The following is a 16,115-nucleotide window of genomic DNA, read 5'->3' as shown; positions in this document are numbered from 1 at the left end:
CCGAACGTCACGTTGCGATACGTCTTTTCACCAAGGGGAGAAAGCATGCGAGTTCCTTATGTCTCCAGCGCGCTGGCCATCGGAGTGGCGCTGTCGCTGGCCGCTGCACCCGCACTGGCCGCGAGCGAAGCCGCGCGGAAGCTTGCGCAGGACGCGATCATCGTCGACACGCACATCGACGCGCCCGGCGAGCTGCTCTCGCACTGGGACGACCTGGGCCTCGAAACGCCGGGCAAGGAATTCGACTACCCGCGCGCGCGGCAGGGCGGACTCGATGTCGCCTTCATGTCGATCTACACCTCGCCCGACGAGGATGCGGCCGGCACCGCGTGGCAGACCGCGCACACGCAGATCGACGCCGTCGAGGCGATGACCGCGCGCCATCCGGACAAGTTCGCACTGCTGCGCTCGCCGGGCGACGTGGAAAAACTGCGCAAGGGCGGCCGCGTGCTGCTGACGCTGGGCATGGAGAACGGCGCGCCGATCGGCGACGACCTCAAGCAGCTTGCGGCTTTCCAGCAGCGTGGGGTGCGCTACATCACCCTCGCCCACAGCGCGAACAACCGCATCAGCGATTCGTCGTATGCGGTGGAGAAGAAGTGGGGCGGACTGAGCCCGTTCGGCGAGCAGGTCGTGGCCGAGATGAACCGGCTGGGCATCATGGTCGACGTGTCGCACCTGTCGGACGATTCCGTACGCGACGTGCTGCGCATCACCGACGTGCCGGTGATCGCCAGCCATTCGGGCATGCGTCACTTCACGCCGGGGTTCGAGCGCAACATCAGCGACGAACTGGCCAAGGCCGTGGCCGCCGAAGGTGGCGTGGTGCAGCTGGTGTTCGGCGCCGGCTTCGTCAATCCGAAGGCGGCCGCGGACCTGCAGGCGTACTTCGATGCATCGGCGGCGTTCAAGCGCGAGAGCGTGGCGCTGGTCGCGGCCGGCAAGCCGCCGAAGTCGGAGGAAGCGTTCGAGAAGGCATGGAAGGACGCGCACCCGATGCCGGTCACCCACATCGATGCGGTGCTGGACCAGATCGACTACGCGGTGAAACTGATCGGTGCGGACCACGTCGGCATCGGCTCCGACTTCGACGGCGTCAGCGGCAACCTGCCGGTGGAGCTGCGCTCGGTCGCCGACTACCCGAACCTGGTCGAAGGCCTGCAGAAGCGCGGCCATTCCGATGCCGACATCCGCAAGATCCTGGGCGGCAACCTGCTGCGGGTGTGGTCGCAGGTGGAGAAGGCGGCGAAGCGCTGAGTATTGGGCCCCTCTCCCATGGGAGAGGGTCGGGGTGAGGGCCCCTCCCTAAACCCTCCCCTGCATGCAGGGGAGGGAGCAGAGCCCTACCGGCCACAAGACAAAAAACAAAAGCCCCGCCAAGGCGGGGCTCTTTGCTGGAACGCGCAAAGCGCTTATTCCTTGGTGGCGGCCTTCTTCACCGCGACCTTCTTGGCGGCCGGGGCTTTGGCCACGGTCTTGGTCGCCTTCTTCGCGACCGGCGCGGCGGCGGTGCCGGCGGCCTTGGTCACGGCGGACTTGCCGCGGGCATTGCCGTAGCTGGAGTTGTAGCGCTTGCCCTTGGCGGTCTTGCGGTCGCCCTTACCCATGGTGTGCTCCTGAAAAACTGTCAAATCCGCACCGGGGTGCGGGGGTTACGAGAATACGCGGTCGCATAGCGCGCGAGGTCGCGCAGTCTATCACGGGCCGCCTCCCAAACCTGCCTGGAACACAGCCCCCTTAGTAAGGGGGCGCCCGGCAGGGCGGGGATTGGGGGACAGAGCCGGGGCCCGGGATTTGCGAAGCAAATCCTGGGATTGATCCCAATGCGCAGCAGTGGGATCAATGCACGCAGGTCGCGTCGTGCACGTGTCCGTGGTTGAGGCGCAGGTTCGCCAGATGGCCCAGCCCGACCAGCGTGCCGCCGAAGGTCATGGCGATGGCGTGGGGGATCACGCTTTCGTGCAGCGGCCGGTACAGGACGCCGATCCACAGGACCAGCAGTCCGGGCAGGACCAGTGAAAGCGCCTGCAGGGCGTGGTGGCGCCGGTATCCCGAGAGCGTGCTGAACAGCCCGAGGCCGGTCGCGAAGATCACGAACGCCTCCTCGAATTCCGCGCCCAGCCAGCTCGCCACGCCCAGTGACGGCAGGATCGCGATCGCCAGCGGCAGCAGCGCGCAATGCACCGCACACAGCAGCGAGCCGAAGGCACCGATGCGGTCGAGCAGGCGGCGGGGGCGGTTGGGGGGCATGGACATGACTTTCGGGAGGGTGGCGGCACCCTCGTCGTTATAATATAACATTGCAGCAATTCCGCCGCCCACTTTAACCGAACCGATGTCAAAGCGCCTCATGCTCCGTCGCCTTCCCCTAGTCCTGGCCCTGGCGGCCGCCCTCCCCCTCGCGGCCCAGGCAGACGACCAGCAGACGTCCGCCCACGACAGCCACCAGCCCAAGGACCTCGCCGGCGTCGAGGTGAAGGCCACGCCGCTGGTCGGCACGGCCGAGGATCTCGTCCGCCCGGTCGAAGTTCTGGCCGGCCAGCGACTCGACGAGGCGAAGGCCAACTCGCTCGGCGAAACCGTCGGCAAGCTGCCGGGCGTGCAGTCGTCCTACTTCGGCCCCGGCGTCGGCCGCCCGATCATCCGCGGCTTCGACGGTGCGCGCGTGCAGGTGCTGAGCGACGGCCTGGGTTCCGGCGACGTCTCCACCGTCAGCGTCGACCACGCGGTCAGCATCGAGCCGTTCCTGGCCGACCAGATCGAAGTGCTGAAGGGCCCGGCGACCCTGCTCTACGGCAGCGGCGCCATCGGCGGTGCCGTCAACGTGGTGGACGGCCGCATTCCCGAGGCTGTGACCGAACAACCGCTGCAGGGCCGCGCCGAACTGCGCGGCAACACGGTCAACGACGAGAAGACCGGCATGTTCCGCCTGGACGGTACGTCGTCGTCGGGCAACTTCGTCTTCCACATCGACGGCCTGCACCGCGAGACCGGCGATTACGACATTCCCGGGTATCCCGAAAGCGATGCGCTGATGGCCGAAGAAGGCGAGACGCCCGACCCGGCGGAGAAAGGCACGCTGCCCAACAGCTTCGTGCGCACCGATGCCGGCGCGCTGGGCATGAGCTGGATCGGCGAGCGCGGCTTCCTTGGCGTGGGCGCCAGCCTGTTCGACACGCGCTACGGCGTGCCCGGTCACACCCACGCGCACGGTGAGGATCACGAACACGAGGGTGAGGAGCCCGAAGCCGAGGAAGGCGAGGAAGGCCCGGTCACCATCGCGATGGAACAGCACCGCTATGAAGTGCGCGGCGGGCTGGACGACCTGGGCGTGTTCAAGTCGCTGCGCGCGAAGGTCGCGCACACCGAATACACGCATACCGAGTACGAAGGCGAGGAAACGGGCACGATCTTCGACAACACCAGCACCGAAGCCCGCGTCGAACTGGTCCACCAGCCGCTGCTGGGCTGGGATGGCGCGGTCGGCGTGCAGTGGGGCCAGCGTGACTTCGAGGCGATCGGCGATGAGGCCTTCGTGCCGCCGTCCAAGGGCCGCGACGCCGGCGTGTTCTGGATCGGCGAGCGCACCTTCGGCCCGGTGAAGACGGAACTCGGCGCGCGTTTCGACCGCAACAAGATCGACGTCGACGACGCGGTGGCGATCGGTCCGGACCGCGACTTCGACACCACCAGCCTGTCGGCCGCGCTCAAGTGGGACCTCAACGAGGCCTTCCACCTGTCCTTTGGCCTCGATCGCGCACAGCGCGCGCCGACCGCCGAAGAGCTGTATTCCAACGGCCTGCACGTCGCGACCGCGAGCATCGAACTGGGCTCGCCCGACCTGGACCTGGAAACCGCCAATCGCGCCGAGCTGGGCCTGCACTGGCACGGCGGTCCCTTCAAGCTGGGCGCCTCGCTGTATCACGTGCAGTACGACGATTTCATCTACCTGGCCGACACCGGCGTGGAGGAACACGACGGCCCGGTGCGCGTGTGGACGCAGGACGATGCGAAGTTCAACGGCGCCGAGGCGGAGTTCGGCTGGAACTTCGCCGACAACGACAGCGGACGCTGGGACCTGCGCGTGTTCGGCGACGTCGTGCGCGGCAAACTCGACGGCAGTGGCACGCGCGAGCTGAGCTTCTCCGTTCCGCACGGCGACCACACGCACGACTACACCGTCGACCTGACCCGCGGCGGCAACCTGCCGCGCATCGCGCCGAGCCGCGTGGGCGGTGAAGTGCGTTGGGAACTGGGCCAGTGGCGTGCGTCGCTCGGCGCAGTGCGGTATGCGCGCCAGGACGACGTGGCCGAGTTCGAAAGCGAAACGCCGGGTTACACGCTGGTCGACGCGCACGTCGCCTGGCATGCCGACACCGCCGGTGGCAACGCGTGGGAGATCTTCCTGGACGGCAGCAACCTGCTCGACGAGGAAGCCCGCGCGCATACCTCGTTCCTGAAGGATCTGGCGCCCCTGCCCGGCCGCGGCGTGGCATTCGGCGTCCGCGCCTTCTTCTGACCTCCTTCCCCCCGATCGGCGCCGGCCCGTGCGGCCGGCGCTTTCTTTTTCCCCAAATAGGTGTATATACACCTTTATGCCGAACCACGACCTTCCTGCCAGCGTCTGCACCTGCTTTCGCGTGCGCAAGCTCGCGCGCCTGATGACACAGCGCTACGACCGCGAACTCGCCGCGGTGGACATCAACCTCAACCAGTACTCGATCCTGCGCCGCGCCTCGCGCACGCCACAGACCGTCGGCGCACTCGCACGGGAGATCGGAATGGATCGCACCACCCTCAGCCGCGACCTGAAGCCGTTGGTCGCGACCGGCTGGATCGAACTGCACAGCAGCGAGGACGACGCCCGGCAGCGCCTCATACACGTGACCGCGAACGGCAAGCGCCTGCTGGCGCGCGCGCAACCGTTGTGGCGCAAGGCGCAGGACCACATCGACGCGAGCCTCGGGCGCGCGCGTGTCGACGCGCTACATGCGCAGTTGGACCGCGCGATGGCGCAACTCGAATCCGGAGCCGAAGCATGAGCAGCGTCCAGCACCCGTCCACCCGCTACTGGCCGCTGGTGCTGGCGGCCACCGCGATGCTGATGATCACCATGGGCGTGCGCCAGTCGATGGGGCTGTTCGTCGCACCCATCGGCCACAGCACCGGCATGAGCGTGGCGCAGATCAGCTTCGCGCTGGCGGTCGGCCAGTTCGTGTGGGGTGCGGTGCAGCCGGTGTTCGGTGCGATTGCCGACCAGCGTGGTCCGGCACGCGTGCTGGTGGCCGGCGGCATCCTGCTGGCCGTCGGCCTGCTGATGGCGCCCGCCCTGCCCTCGTCGTGGGGACTGCTGTTGACGCTGGGCGTGCTGACCGCAGCCGGCGCCGGTGCAGGCAGTTTCTCGATCCTGATCGGCGCCACCGCGCAACACATGCCAGCCGGGAAGCGTTCGATGGCGGCCGGCGTCATCAACGCGGGCGGCTCGTTCGGACAGTTCGTGTTCGCGCCGCTGACCCAGGCGGTGATCAGCGCCGCAGGCTGGGCCGCCGCGATGTGGACGCTGGCAGTGTCCGCGCTGATGACCCTGCCGCTGGCCTGGCCGCTGCGGCGCAGGGAGGATGCGGCCACATCACACGCCTCTTCCGCAGCCGCTGCGGGCCTGACCCTGCGCGAACAGCTGCGCGTCGCGGTGCGCGACCGCAGCTACTGGATGCTGCATGTCGGCTTCTTTACCTGCGGTGTGCACATCGCCTTCCTGGTGACCCATCTGCCGGGCGAGATCGCGTTATGCGGCCTGCCGGCCAGCGTGTCGGCCGTGTCGCTGGCACTGATCGGGCTGTTCAACGTCGGTGGAAGCCTGGCCGCGGGCTGGCTGGGCCAGCGCTACCGCATGAAGTACCTGCTCGCGGCGATGTACGCCAGCCGCGCGGCGATGATCGCGATCTATCTGGTCTCGCCACCCACGCCGCTGACGTTCTTCATCTTCTCCGCAGGCCTGGGCCTGACGTGGCTGGCCACGGTGCCACCCACGGCGGGACTGGTCGGAAAGCTGTTCGGACCGCGCTATCTGGGCACCCTGTTCGGCCTGACATTGCTGTCGCACCAGCTGGGCGGCTTCTTCGGCGCGTGGATCGGCGGCGTGGTGCTGGAACGCTTTGGCGATTTCAGCTGGATGTGGTACGCCGACATGGTGCTGGCGCTCGCCGCAGCGGTGGCGAACCTGCCGATCCGCGAAGCCCGGCCGGCACTGAAGCCGGCCATGGCGTGATGGTCGCAACCGACACCGCGGTCAGTGAACCGCTCGCCAGAATGTCACCGGGCAATCACCCGGCAGTTCCGGGCAGGCTCGCCTTTGACCGAGGCGCCGATTCGGGAAGCGGATACCGGATGCTGCGATGGCACGGGTCGGACTCGCCCTTCGGCGGCCAGATCCGCACGCCTTGGGCGTCCACCAGTTCGTCGGCGTAACACAGGTCGGGCCGCACCATGAAACGCGGTTCGCCCTGCAGGTCGAAGACCGCACGCAGGGTCTTGCCGGACCGACCTTCAGCGTGGAGGTCGTAGGCGAGGATCAGGCCGCGGCGCAAGTCGACCTCGAGGACATGCCAGTAGGCGGCGACGAGTTGCCGCCCCTGCAGATCGAACAGCGCGGTGCTGTCCCTGCGGGCTTGGTCCGGGTCTTCCTTGCGTGCCAGGACGAACCGCCCCGACTCATCCAGCCGAAAGCCGGAAAATTCGCTGGGTTCGATCAGCACCTTGCCACTGCGGTCGAGCAGACCCTCGGGTGGTGCGCGATTGGTGTCGCCACGGTAGTACGCCCAATACTGCTCATTCGCCGGATAGAAGCGGAACAGATCCGCGCCGATGGCAGCGATGTCACCGTATTTCGGCGCGAGCAGTTCGCGCCCGGCCTTCAGATCGAACAAGCCGAACACGACATTGTGCCCGTCTTGGTCTAGGCGACCGACGGAGGCGAGGTCGGGAAACCGCCCCCCGTACCGCTGATCGAACAGTCCCGCCTCGTGCACCTTGTCGTAGGCGACGTCCTGCAAGTTGCCCGCGCGGTCGATCAGCCAGTATTCCTCCGCATTGGCCGGCACGACAAACGCCCCGCGAGTTCCGAAGGGCTGGCACTCGGCAAATTGCGCGGGAATGAGTTCCTTGCCGTCGCCGTCCAGATAGCCACACAGGTCGGACTCGTCGTCGTCGAACGCGATGCGCCCCGACGAGGGAAGCTTGACCCAGTCGTATCGCGGCTCCACCAACCATTTGCCGTTCGCGTCGATCAGTCCGCGGGCATGGTCGCCGTCTTTGACCAGAATGATGCCGTCCGCCTCGTCCAGGATCGTGTGGAACTCCGCCGGTCGCTCCGTCCGCTGCTCCAGGTCGATGAGCCATGGGCGGTCACGCTGGGCCATGATCCAGCGCGGGGAGTTGCCGTCGGACACCACGTAGCTGTACACCGCTCCGGTCACCTGATTCCCCTTCACGTCCAGCACGCCCATCCGGTCGCCGACGTAGTAGGCGAGCGCCGCGCCATTGCGGAACGGCTCGACCATATCGAAGCGCGGTGGCTGGATTTCCCTGGCGCCCGCGTCCAGCAGGCCCATCTTTTCGTCGCGCGAGAATGCGAACAGGCCGTTCTTCAATGGATAGAGCTGGTCGCCGATCACGGGCAGCCGCGTCTCGCCACCGGCGGTCACCAGGCTCCAGGTGCGCTCGCTACGGGCAAGCAGCAGGTCGCCTTCGCCGGTCGCGAACAGGCTGCGGTACTTGCTGTCGAATGCGCGCACCACCTTGCCGTGCGAGTCCAGTACGCCACAGACGCCCTGCAGGCACACGCCGAACACCTGCGGCGTTTGCGCACGCGTGACCCCGGTCGCCCGGGACGTCGCGAAAGGAAGGCAGAGCAGCAGCATCACGGCCGCCACAACTAGGATGAAGCCGAGCGCCCAGGACAGGCGCCGGCCGGCGAGAAGGTTCGTCATGAAATTCGGGCTCCGATCGAGGCGGACGGACGCGGCACGCAGGCGGCGCCGATGGATCAGGTCATCGAACGGGACGTGGAGCGCTCCACCACCAGCGATAGGCCGGCCGCGAGTTCGAGGATGCGATCGGTGTCCGCGCGGCGCACCACGATGGCGTACAGGTTTTCGTCGTACTGGTTGCCCCAGAGCAGCAACTCGTAGCCGGGGCCACGCGTGGCGAGATAGTCGTCCAGCCAGCGGAAGTAGTCGTCGGGGGAGAAATCCCGCGTGCCCGGTGGATGCGGATACTCGGGGAACGGCGGCTCAAACGTTTCCGCGATGAACTCGTGAAGCTCGTCGACCTTATCGCCTTCCGCGAGGAAATCCGTCAGCTGGAATTGCACGGCCACCTGCATCAGTTCGTCGTCGCTGGGCTCGTCCAGCCAGTCCAGGTTGGGGTCTTCCGCCGCGTTGCGGACATTCGCGGCGCGCTCGCGCACTTCGTCCGGTTCGAGGTCGCCACAGGTGAGCAGGTCGATCAGGGTTTCCAGTTGATCCATCGCCGGTCTTTTTCGTCTTGTGCAGGGAGTGGGAGGAGACCCGATTCGTACGCCGGCCGCGGCGTTACGACCAAGGCCGGGCTGGGACGCAGCCCCGAGGGGCGCGGCGGGCCGACTGCACATGATGGGGTTTGCGCCCATCGCCGGGTATCGGAAAGGTCCTACATGGACCCGTTCCGGCACTCACAAGGCGCAAGGTCTTTCGGCCACTTGATGAGCCGCGACGATGCGGCCTCATGGCCTCACGATCTGGCGGTCTTCTCCGCCGTCGCGCATTGCGCGCATAGGCCGTGCACTTCCAGCGTTTGGGCCTGCGGGGTGAAGCCCAGCTCGCGAGCGCGACGGTCGAGCGTCTCCACGATCGCTTCGTCTTCCAGCTCGGTCGCGGACTGGCAGCGATCGCAGATGAGGAACGGCACGGCGTGCTGCGCCGCGCCGGGATGATGGCAGCCCACGAAGGCGTTGATCGACGCGAGCTTGTGGATGAAGCCGTGTTCCAGCAGAAAGTCGAGCGCGCGATACACCGTCGGTGGCGCCGCGGCATCGTGCGTGGCCTTCATCTGGTCGAGCAGCTCGTACGCCTTCACGGGGCGTCCTGCGTCGGCGATCAGCCGCAGCGCGTGCGCACGGATCGGCGTGAGCCGCAGGCCACGCTGTTCGCACGCGCGCTCCACCTCCTGCACGAAGGCGTCGCCATCGTGGACGTGGTGCGAGGGGTCGGTGCAGGCGTGGTCTTGGCTCATCGCGGATTTCCCGTGGCCGGGTTACCCCGATTTAGGCCCCAGCCGGCAGTTTTGCAAGGGCGGCGTCGATGCGGGCCAGCGCTTCGGCCTGCCCGGCCAGGTAGACCGTGTGCGAGATGTCCGGGCTGACCTGGGTGCCGGTGATGGCCACGCGCATAGGCTGCGCCACCTTGCCCATGCCGACGCCCAGCGCCTCCGCCGTGGCGTGCAGCGCCTGCGACACCGAATCCGCGCTCCACTCCGGCAGTTGCGCCAGGCGCTCGCGCGCATCCGTGAGCGGCGCACGTGCAGCCGCAGTCAGGTGCTTGGCGACCGCCGCATCGTCGTACTGCGTCAGCGGGTGGAACCACACCGCCGAACGCTCGGCCATTTCCTTCAGCGTCTGCACGCGGTCGCGCAGTGCGACGACGATGTCCGCCGGTTTCGGGCCCTGCGACAGGTCGTAGCCCTGCGCCTGCAGATGCCATTCCAGGTGCTCGGCCACTTCGGCCGGATCGTCGCCCTTGAGGTACTGCTGGTTCAACCAGCCGAGCTTGGCCGGATCCAGGCGCGAAGCCTTGGCGTTCACGTCCTTCAGGTCGAACAGCTGCGTCATTTCGGCGATGGAGAAGATCTCCTGGTCGCCATGCGACCAGCCCAGGCGCACCAGATAATTCAGCAGGGCGTGCGGCAGGTAGCCCATGTCGCGGTACTGCATGACGTCGGCCGCGCCGGTGCGCTTGGAGAGCTTGGCGCCCTCGGGATCGAGGATCATCGGAAGGTGCGCGAAATGCGGTACCTGCGCGCCCAGCGCGCGATAGATGTTGATCTGGCGCGGCGTGTTGTTGACGTGGTCGTCGCCACGCACCACGTCGGTGATGCCCATGTCCAGGTCGTCGACGACCACGGCGAAGTTGTAGGTGGGATAGCCGTCGGAACGGAAGATCACCAGGTCGTCGAGTTCGCTGTTGGCGATCTCGATGCGCCCCTTCACCTTGTCCTCCCACGCCACCACGCCGTCGAGCGGGTTCTTGAAGCGGATGACGCGGTTCGGATCGTCGCGGTACGCCTCGTTGCGATCGCGATAAGCGCCGTTGTAGCGCGGCTTCTCGCCGGCGGCCATCGCCTTCTCGCGCATGGCTTCCAGCTCGTCCTTGGTCTCGTAGGCGTAGTACGCGGTACCCGCGGCGACCATCTGCTCGGCGACGGCGCGGTAGCGCTCCAGACGATGGGTCTGGTAGATCGGGCCTTCGTCGTAATCCAGGCCCAGCCATTCCATCGCCTGCAGGATCGCGTCGATGGCCGCCTGCGTGCTGCGCTCGCGGTCGGTGTCCTCGATGCGCAGGATGAACTGCCCGCCGCGACGACGCGCCTCCAGCCAGCAATACAGCGCGGTGCGCGCGCCGCCGATGTGCAGGTAGCCGGTGGGACTGGGGGCGAAGCGGGTGCGGCAGGTCATTGGAAGGCGGCTGGCAGGTGAAAGGCGGGATTTTACCGGGTTGGCAGGGTGAGCACCCGCGTCCCTGCTCTTCCTCCCCCCTTTTGGAAAAGGGGGATCGAGGGGGATTACACCCCGGCGCAGGAGCGAATCCTCCCCAGCCCTCCTTTTCCAAAGAGGGAGAACAGTTCCATGAAGGAGCGAGGAAAGCCCCTCAAGGGAGAGAGCACAGCGGACCCCGGAGGAGAAAGGCGAAGAGGCGCCCTACAATCCCGCCATGACCACGCTCTTCATCTCCGACCTCCACCTCGACGCCGAACGGCCGCAGATCACCGAGCTGTTCGGCCAGTTCGTCCGCTCCGAGGCCCGTCGCAGCGACGCGCTGTACATCCTGGGCGACCTGTTCGAGGCCTGGGTTGGCGACGACGACCCGTCCGAGGCCGGCGAATACGTCGCGCGCGAGTTGAGCGCGCTGCAGACCAGCGGCGTGCCCGTGTATTTCATCCGCGGCAATCGCGATTTCCTGCTGGGCCAGGAATTCGCCAACCGGGCGCGCATGACCATCCTGCCCGATCCGGCGGTGGTGATGCTCTACGGGACGCCCACGCTGATCATGCACGGCGACCTGCTGTGCACTGACGATGTGGCGTATCAGCAGTTCCGCGCACAGACGCGCGATCCGAGGTGGCAGGCGCAGTTCCTCTCGCAACCGCTGCAGGCGCGCACCGCGTTCGCGCAACAGGCGCGCGCCGCCAGCAAGGCGCACCAGAGCGGCCTGAAACAGCAGGGCATGATGGAATCCATCACCGATGTCTCGCCGGCGACGGTCGAAGGCACCTTCAGCCGCTACGGCCTGGATCGCATCATCCATGGACACACCCATCGCCCCGCGGTGCACGAACTCGACGTCGACGGACGCACCCGGGAACGCATCGTGCTGGGCGACTGGTACGACCAGGGCTCGGTGCTGCGCGTAGACGCGGACGGGTTCGAACTGCGGGCGCTGGCGCCATGATCCGGCGGGCGGGCGCATTCGTGCTTGTGGCGCTGGCGCTGGGCGGCTGCACAACCCGCCCGCCTGTCGCCGCGCAGCCGGCCCGAACGGAATTCCCGCTGCACGCGGCCGAGCAGACCGACGATTTCGACAATGCGCGCGTGATCGGCAGCGGCCCCTACCGCTACCGCTTCGTGCTGCGCGACACCAGGACCGGCGCGCGCGCGGAGAATCGTCCCTACGCCTTGTCCAACACCGTGGTCGACTTGCCCTTCGTCACCGATGCCAAGGACGTGTACCAGGGTGTCACCGACGCAGAAGGACGTACCGACGTGTTCGCACTCGACGCGGCTGCACCGACCGGCTGGTTCCTGCGCGAGCGCGTCGGCGAAGGCCCGTTCGGCGAACAGTTCCGCGTGGTCGACGAATACACTGGCGAGCCGGTGCAGAACCACCCCTACGCGATCGTGTTCTGCACACAACCACCGCACCGCCATGAAAGCCTCACTGACGCGGACGGCTACACCGCCTACGCGGCGGCCCCGAACGTGGTGGACCTGGTGCTGCTCCACGACGACGGCGACGCTGACGCCGGCTGCGGAGACGGCGATCGCAGCGCTGGAACGCCCTAACCGGCCAGGCGCTCCAGCGCCGCCAGTTCGTCCTCGCCAAAGCCTGCCGCGCTGCGTGCCTCGTGGTTGAACGGGCCGTACAGGACGGCGCGCGCGTACTCGGCCAGCAACTCGCGGAAACGCGGCAGCGGGTCGACGCCTTCGCGTTCGCAGTACCAGCGGAACCAGCGCGAACCCGCGGCGACGTGCGCCACTTCCTCGCGCAGGATCACCTCCAGGATGTCCGCGGTGGCCTCATCGCCCAGCGAGCGCAGCTTCACGATCATTCCGGGCGTGACATCCAGCCCGCGCGCCTCCAGCACGCGCGGCACCAGCGCCATGCGTGCCAGGCCGTCGTGGGCGGTCTTTTCGGCCATTTCCCACAGGCCGTTGTGCGCGTCGAAGTCGCCGTAGTCGTGGCCGTGCTCGCGCAGCCTTTCGCGCAGCATCACGAAATGGCGCGCTTCGTCGTGCGCGACGTTGACCCAGTCGACGTAGAACTCGCGCGGCAATCCGCGGAAGCGGTAGGCGGCATCCCACGCCAGGTCGATCGCGTTGAACTCGATGTGCGCGATGGCATGGATGAAGGCCGCACGCCCTTCGACGCTGCCGAAGCCGCGTCGCGGCAGATCGCGCGGATGCACCAGCAACGGGCGCTCCGGGCGACCCGGCATGCGGATGGGAACAGGCCCCGGCGCGTCGTCGGTGATCGACAGGTCGCCTCGCGCGAAGGCCTCCGCCGCAGCAAAGGTCGCTGTCACTTTCGCTTCGGGTGAAGCGGCGTCCAGGCACGCGCGCGCGGCGTCGAAAAGCGAGCCCGGCATGGCGTTCAGTGGGTTTCGCGATCCGCCGGCGAACAGCCCCATCCGTCCGCGAAACCGCCGTGCGTTTCGGCCAGTTCGCCCAGTTCGCGCTCGAGTGCGGTGATGGCCGAATGCGACGGCGCCATGATGCGCACGACGCACACTTCCCACACGTCGTCCTCGTCGACTTCCGGTTCATCGACCGAAACGAATGGGCGTTCCGCGGCCGCCGAGGCGAACGCAGTGGCGGCCGCCTCGTCCGGGAACACATGGAAGAACTCGACGGGCCGCTCCAGCGACAGGTCGTCGCCATCGTCGAGCATGCGCTTGAGCACTTCCCCGTTCTCGTCGTCCGGGATCATCGCGCGCTGCAGTTCGCGCATGTCACGCCCTCCGCGTCTTCTTCGCCTCGTCCGAGCGCAACTGCTGGATGCGCTCGAAGTAACCGGGCTCGATGCCGGTGACGTACTCGCCGTTGAAGCACGACGAATCGAAATGGTCGATGCGGTGCTTCGGGCCGGACACGGCCTCCTCCAGATCGGCGAGATCCTGGTAGATCAGCCAGTCGCAGCCGAGCAGCTTCTGCACTTCCTCGTCGGTGCGGCCGTGCGCGACCAGTTCCTCGGCCGACGGCATGTCGATGCCGTACACGTTGGGGAAGCGCACCGCAGGCGCGGCGGAAGCCAGGTACACCTTGCGAGCACCCGCATCGCGGGCCATCTGCACGATCTGCTTGGACGTGGTGCCGCGCACGATGGAGTCGTCGACCAGCAGCACCACGCGGTTGCGGAATTCCAGCGGGATCGGGTTGAGTTTGCGACGCACCGACTTCGCGCGCTCGCCCTGCCCCGGCATGATGAAGGTGCGGCCGACGTAGCGGTTCTTGATGAAGCCCTCGCGGTACTTCACGCCGAGCACGTTGGAGATTTCCAGCGCGGCGTCGCGCGACGTGTCGGGAATCGGGATGACGGTGTCGATGTCATGGTCAGGACGCAGGCGCAGGATCTTCTCGCCCAGCTTCTGGCCCATGCGCATGCGCGCCTTGTGCACCGACACCTCGTCCATCATCGAGTCCGGACGCGCGAAGTACACGTATTCGAAGATGCACGGCGTGTGCTCGCGCGGCTCGGCGCACTGGCGCGTGAACAGCTCGCCGCGCGGCGTGACCACGATGCCCTCGCCCGGGCGCACGTCGCGCACGCGCTCGAAGCCGAGCAGGTCCAGCGCGACGGATTCGGACGCCACCGCATATTCCTCCTGCCCGCCGCTGGTGCGCTTGCCCAGCACCAGGGGACGGATGCCGTTGGGATCGCGGAAGGCCACCAGGCCGAGGCCCAGCACCGTCGCGACCACGGCGAAACCACCGACGCAACGACGATGGACGCCCTCGATGGCGCGGAACGCGGCCTCGGGATTCAGTGCCTTCTGCGTGTCCAGCTCGTGCGCGAACACGTTGAGCAGCACTTCCGAGTCCGACTCGGTGTTGACGTTGCGGCGGTCCTGCTCGAACACCTCGCGACGCAGCGCGTCGGTGTTGATGAGGTTGCCGTTGTGCGCCAGCGCGATGCCGAACGGCGAGTTCACGTAGAACGGCTGCGCCTCATCGGAACCTTCGCTGCCCGCGGTGGGATAGCGGCAATGGGCGATGCCGACACGACCTTCAAGCAGCGCCATCGACTGCTCGTCGAAGACGTCGCTGACCAGGCCGTTGCCCTTGTGCACGCGCAGCTTGCTGCCGTTGGCCGTGGCGATGCCGGCTGCGTCCTGACCGCGATGCTGCAGCACCGTCAGGCCGTCGTAGAGCTGCGCCGCGACGTCGTTGTGGCCGACGATACCGAGAATGCCGCACATGGGTCGTTGTCCTGCTGAAAAGAAATTACGGACCGGAAAACCGCCCGGTGGCTAGGGGGTTCGGCGCGCCGCCGGGCCATCCACGGCAGCCGGATCGTGCCGGACCGGCGCTGCGTCGATGTCGGCCGGGTCGTGCACCGGCTCGGGCAGCGCATGCGGGTTCTCCGGTGCCTTGCCCTGCGCACCCGACACGAGCTTGGCGATGTCGCCGTCCTTTGCACTGCCCAGTGCCCGCAGCAGTTCGCCCGAACCCTGCGCCGCCGCGCCGTGCTCGATCAGGGGCTGCAGCCGGCTTTCCTGGCCGCGCAGGGCCTCATCCGAGATGGGGCCGCCCGCGTCGAAATCCACCTGCCGCGCCATCGCGGCCGGCAGCAGGCTGCGCAGCCAGCGCGCGCCCGGCTCGAACACCGGCATCGTCTGCGAGCTGCGCCATTGCGGCTCGCGCGGCATCGAGGTGAAGCCCATCAGCAGCACCAGCACGCACGCGAACAGCATGCCGCGCAGCAATCCGAAGGCCAGGCCCAGCGCGCGGTCGAGACCGGACAGGCCGATCGACTGCAGTACCCGCCGGACCAGCCAGCTCAGCACCGTCACCGCGACCATGACGCCGGCGAAACTCAGCACGTAGCCTCCTGCGAGCCAGCCGGCGCTGGGCGTGCTGTCGTCGGACAGCATCACGGCGGCGTCGCCGCCAAACCAGTACGCGGCCACACCCGCCAATGCCCAGGCCAGCAGCGACAGCACCACGGCGACGAACCCGCGCATCAGCCCGAGCAGGGCCGATACGGCGACGATCGTCAGCAGCAGCCAGTCCAGGCCGGTCATGGCGCGGGCATTCCTACGGATGCGGCCGGACGATGCCGCTCACGCCGAGCTTCGCCGCCACCTGCGCCTTGAGCTGGTCGGCTTCGCTGCGGCTGGCGACAGGCCCCACGCGGACGCGGTTCAGCGTGCCCTTGTCGGTCCGCACCTGTTCGACGAAAGCGCTGAATCCGGCGGAGCGCGCACGATCGCGCAGCTTCCCCGCCTCGGCGGCACTGCCGAACGCGCCCAGCTGAACGGCGAATCCGGTGCCCGAGGCCGCCGGTGCGGTCGGCGCGGTGCGCGTCGCGACCTGGGTGGGCGCGGCAGCCGGCTTGGCCGGCGGTTTCTCTACCGGCTTTTCGGCC

General features: G+C 67.6%; 17 protein-coding genes. 6 read left to right on the top strand and 11 right to left on the bottom strand.

Going from position 1 to position 16,115, the window contains the following annotated elements; genetic code table 11:
- Positions 1-45 precede the first annotated feature (45 nt).
- The gene (locus tag VFE83_RS05540) at positions 46-1,257 is read left to right on the top strand and encodes a dipeptidase (RefSeq protein ID WP_324903896.1); all 1,212 of its coding nucleotides are present in this window, start codon (positions 46-48) and stop codon (positions 1,255-1,257) included.
- Positions 1,258-1,412: 155 nt separating this feature from the next.
- On the opposite strand, the gene VFE83_RS05535 is transcribed toward VFE83_RS05540, so the two are convergent.
- Positions 1,413-1,607: a 30S ribosomal protein THX gene (locus VFE83_RS05535; protein ID WP_324903894.1), complete on the bottom strand. Its 195-nt coding sequence runs from the start codon at positions 1,605-1,607 to the stop codon at positions 1,413-1,415.
- 232 nt (positions 1,608-1,839) lie between these two features.
- Positions 1,840-2,250 carry a MerC domain-containing protein gene (locus VFE83_RS05530; RefSeq protein ID WP_414674694.1) on the bottom strand — a complete coding sequence of 137 codons (411 nt, stop codon included), beginning with the start codon at positions 2,248-2,250 and terminating at the stop codon, positions 1,840-1,842.
- 100 nt (positions 2,251-2,350) lie between these two features.
- On the opposite strand from VFE83_RS05530, the gene VFE83_RS05525 reads away from it, so the two are divergent.
- The 3 genes from VFE83_RS05525 to VFE83_RS05515 all read left to right on the top strand — a co-directional run bounded on the left by VFE83_RS05525 (position 2,351) and on the right by VFE83_RS05515 (position 6,268).
- Positions 2,351-4,519 carry a TonB-dependent receptor domain-containing protein gene (locus tag VFE83_RS05525; RefSeq protein ID WP_324903890.1) on the top strand — a complete coding sequence of 723 codons (2,169 nt, stop codon included), beginning with the start codon at positions 2,351-2,353 and terminating at the stop codon, positions 4,517-4,519.
- A gap of 76 nt (positions 4,520-4,595) precedes the next feature.
- Positions 4,596-5,042 carry a MarR family winged helix-turn-helix transcriptional regulator gene (locus tag VFE83_RS05520; RefSeq protein WP_324903889.1) on the top strand — a complete coding sequence of 149 codons (447 nt, stop codon included), beginning with the start codon at positions 4,596-4,598 and terminating at the stop codon, positions 5,040-5,042.
- Positions 5,039-6,268: an MFS transporter gene (locus tag VFE83_RS05515; protein ID WP_324903888.1), complete on the top strand. Its 1,230-nt coding sequence runs from the start codon at positions 5,039-5,041 to the stop codon at positions 6,266-6,268. Before VFE83_RS05520 ends, VFE83_RS05515 begins: the two co-directional genes overlap by 4 nt.
- 55 nt (positions 6,269-6,323) lie before the next feature.
- Here the strand turns inward: VFE83_RS05515 and VFE83_RS05510 are convergent, their stop codons facing one another.
- The 4 genes from VFE83_RS05510 to gltX form a co-directional block, all read right to left on the bottom strand.
- On the bottom strand, positions 6,324-7,988 hold the full coding sequence (locus VFE83_RS05510) for a WG repeat-containing protein (protein WP_324903887.1): 1,665 nt from the start codon (positions 7,986-7,988) through the stop codon (positions 6,324-6,326).
- Positions 7,989-8,044: 56 nt separating this feature from the next.
- Positions 8,045-8,527: a hypothetical protein gene (locus tag VFE83_RS05505; RefSeq protein WP_324903886.1), complete on the bottom strand. Its 483-nt coding sequence runs from the start codon at positions 8,525-8,527 to the stop codon at positions 8,045-8,047.
- 242 nt (positions 8,528-8,769) lie between these two features.
- A complete protein-coding gene (locus VFE83_RS05500) occupies positions 8,770-9,270 on the bottom strand; it encodes a transcriptional repressor (protein WP_324903885.1) in 501 nt (166 codons plus the stop codon).
- Between the two features lie 31 nt (positions 9,271-9,301).
- Positions 9,302-10,708 carry a glutamate--tRNA ligase gene (gltX, locus tag VFE83_RS05495; protein WP_324903884.1) on the bottom strand — a complete coding sequence of 469 codons (1,407 nt, stop codon included), beginning with the start codon at positions 10,706-10,708 and terminating at the stop codon, positions 9,302-9,304.
- A gap of 256 nt (positions 10,709-10,964) precedes the next feature.
- Here gltX and lpxH point away from each other — a divergent pair, with 256 nt between their 5' ends.
- Both lpxH and VFE83_RS05485 read left to right on the top strand, forming a co-directional pair.
- Positions 10,965-11,702, top strand: coding sequence for a UDP-2,3-diacylglucosamine diphosphatase (lpxH, locus tag VFE83_RS05490; RefSeq protein WP_324903883.1), 738 nt, complete (start codon positions 10,965-10,967; stop codon positions 11,700-11,702).
- Positions 11,703-11,728: 26 nt separating this feature from the next.
- Positions 11,729-12,313, top strand: coding sequence for a hypothetical protein (locus tag VFE83_RS05485; protein WP_324903882.1), 585 nt, complete (start codon positions 11,729-11,731; stop codon positions 12,311-12,313).
- On the opposite strand, the gene VFE83_RS05480 is transcribed toward VFE83_RS05485, so the two are convergent.
- The 5 genes from VFE83_RS05480 to VFE83_RS05460 form a co-directional block, all read right to left on the bottom strand.
- The gene (locus tag VFE83_RS05480; RefSeq protein ID WP_324903881.1) at positions 12,310-13,116 is read right to left on the bottom strand and encodes a ferritin-like domain-containing protein; all 807 of its coding nucleotides are present in this window, start codon (positions 13,114-13,116) and stop codon (positions 12,310-12,312) included. The genes VFE83_RS05485 and VFE83_RS05480 overlap by 4 nt on opposite strands.
- Positions 13,117-13,121: 5 nt before the next feature.
- Positions 13,122-13,478 carry a ribonuclease E inhibitor RraB gene (locus tag VFE83_RS05475; protein WP_324903880.1) on the bottom strand — a complete coding sequence of 119 codons (357 nt, stop codon included), beginning with the start codon at positions 13,476-13,478 and terminating at the stop codon, positions 13,122-13,124.
- 1 nt (position 13,479) lies between these two features.
- The gene (gene purF, locus VFE83_RS05470; RefSeq protein WP_324903879.1) at positions 13,480-14,946 is read right to left on the bottom strand and encodes an amidophosphoribosyltransferase; all 1,467 of its coding nucleotides are present in this window, start codon (positions 14,944-14,946) and stop codon (positions 13,480-13,482) included.
- A gap of 51 nt (positions 14,947-14,997) precedes the next feature.
- Entirely contained in the window at positions 14,998-15,771 is a 774-nt protein-coding gene (locus VFE83_RS05465) for a CvpA family protein (protein ID WP_324903878.1), read from the bottom strand.
- A gap of 13 nt (positions 15,772-15,784) precedes the next feature.
- The coding region (locus tag VFE83_RS05460) for an SPOR domain-containing protein (protein WP_324903877.1) at positions 15,785-16,115 on the bottom strand (331 nt) is incomplete at its 5' end.

It is taken from the genome of Lysobacter sp., from assembly GCF_035655815.1.
Taxonomy (GTDB): domain Bacteria; phylum Pseudomonadota; class Gammaproteobacteria; order Xanthomonadales; family Xanthomonadaceae; genus Lysobacter_J.
Note: the sequence above shows the minus strand (reverse complement) of the source record. Positions and strands in the feature narration are given on the sequence as shown.

Bases quoted from the DNA above. Each gene is read 5' to 3' on its own strand.
- VFE83_RS05530 (WP_414674694.1), bottom strand. From the start codon at position 2,250: ATGCCCCCCAACCGCCCCCGCCGCCTGCTCGACCGCATCGGTGCCTTC.
- VFE83_RS05535 (WP_324903894.1), bottom strand. From the start codon at position 1,607: ATGGGTAAGGGCGACCGCAAGACCGCCAAGGGCAAGCGCTACAACTCC.
- VFE83_RS05540 (WP_324903896.1), top strand. From the start codon at position 46: ATGCGAGTTCCTTATGTCTCCAGCGCGCTGGCCATCGGAGTGGCGCTG.
- VFE83_RS05500 (WP_324903885.1), bottom strand. From the start codon at position 9,270: ATGAGCCAAGACCACGCCTGCACCGACCCCTCGCACCACGTCCACGAT.
- purF (WP_324903879.1), bottom strand. From the start codon at position 14,946: ATGTGCGGCATTCTCGGTATCGTCGGCCACAACGACGTCGCGGCGCAG.
- VFE83_RS05510 (WP_324903887.1), bottom strand. From the start codon at position 7,988: ATGACGAACCTTCTCGCCGGCCGGCGCCTGTCCTGGGCGCTCGGCTTC.
- VFE83_RS05525 (WP_324903890.1), top strand. From the start codon at position 2,351: ATGCTCCGTCGCCTTCCCCTAGTCCTGGCCCTGGCGGCCGCCCTCCCC.
- lpxH (WP_324903883.1), top strand. From the start codon at position 10,965: ATGACCACGCTCTTCATCTCCGACCTCCACCTCGACGCCGAACGGCCG.
- gltX (WP_324903884.1), bottom strand. From the start codon at position 10,708: ATGACCTGCCGCACCCGCTTCGCCCCCAGTCCCACCGGCTACCTGCAC.
- VFE83_RS05515 (WP_324903888.1), top strand. From the start codon at position 5,039: ATGAGCAGCGTCCAGCACCCGTCCACCCGCTACTGGCCGCTGGTGCTG.
- VFE83_RS05505 (WP_324903886.1), bottom strand. From the start codon at position 8,527: ATGGATCAACTGGAAACCCTGATCGACCTGCTCACCTGTGGCGACCTC.
- VFE83_RS05520 (WP_324903889.1), top strand. From the start codon at position 4,596: ATGCCGAACCACGACCTTCCTGCCAGCGTCTGCACCTGCTTTCGCGTG.
- VFE83_RS05480 (WP_324903881.1), bottom strand. From the start codon at position 13,116: ATGCCGGGCTCGCTTTTCGACGCCGCGCGCGCGTGCCTGGACGCCGCT.
- VFE83_RS05475 (WP_324903880.1), bottom strand. From the start codon at position 13,478: ATGCGCGAACTGCAGCGCGCGATGATCCCGGACGACGAGAACGGGGAA.
- VFE83_RS05465 (WP_324903878.1), bottom strand. From the start codon at position 15,771: ATGACCGGCCTGGACTGGCTGCTGCTGACGATCGTCGCCGTATCGGCC.